1 rRNA gene is annotated in these 520 nt (G+C 56.5%); it reads right to left on the bottom strand.

Annotated features, from left to right (window positions below):
• Positions 1-13 precede the first annotated feature (13 nt).
• Positions 14-520 (bottom strand): 16S ribosomal RNA (locus tag QSK18_RS35700); the annotation flags it as partial.

Here is a 520-nt window from a genome sequence, read left to right as displayed (position 1 = left end):
AGATGCTCCTTAGAAAGGAGGTGATCCAGCCGCACCTTCCGGTACGGCTACCTTGTTACGACTTCGTCCTAATCGCCAGTCCCACCTTCGACAGCTCCCTCCCACAAGGGGTTAGGCCACCGGCTTCGGGTGTTACCGACTTTCATGACGTGACGGGCGGTGTGTACAAGGCCCGGGAACGTATTCACCGCAGCAATGCTGATCTGCGATTACTAGCGACTCCAACTTCACGGGGTCGAGTTGCAGACCCCGATCCGAACTGAGACCAGCTTTTTGGGATTCGCTCCACCTTACGGTCTCGCAGCCCTTTGTACTGGCCATTGTAGCACGCGTGAAGCCCAAGACATAAGGGGCATGATGATTTGACGTCATCCCCACCTTCCTCCGAGTTGACCCCGGCAGTCTCCTATGAGTTCCCACCATGACGTGCTGGCAACATAGAACGAGGGTTGCGCTCGTTGCGGGACTTAACCCAACATCTCACGACACGAGCTGACGACAACCATGCACCACCTGTGAG

The organism is Kineosporia sp. NBRC 101677, assembly GCF_030269265.1.
Taxonomy (GTDB): domain Bacteria; phylum Actinomycetota; class Actinomycetes; order Actinomycetales; family Kineosporiaceae; genus Kineosporia; species Kineosporia rhizophila.
Note: the sequence above shows the minus strand (reverse complement) of the source record. Positions and strands in the feature narration are given on the sequence as shown.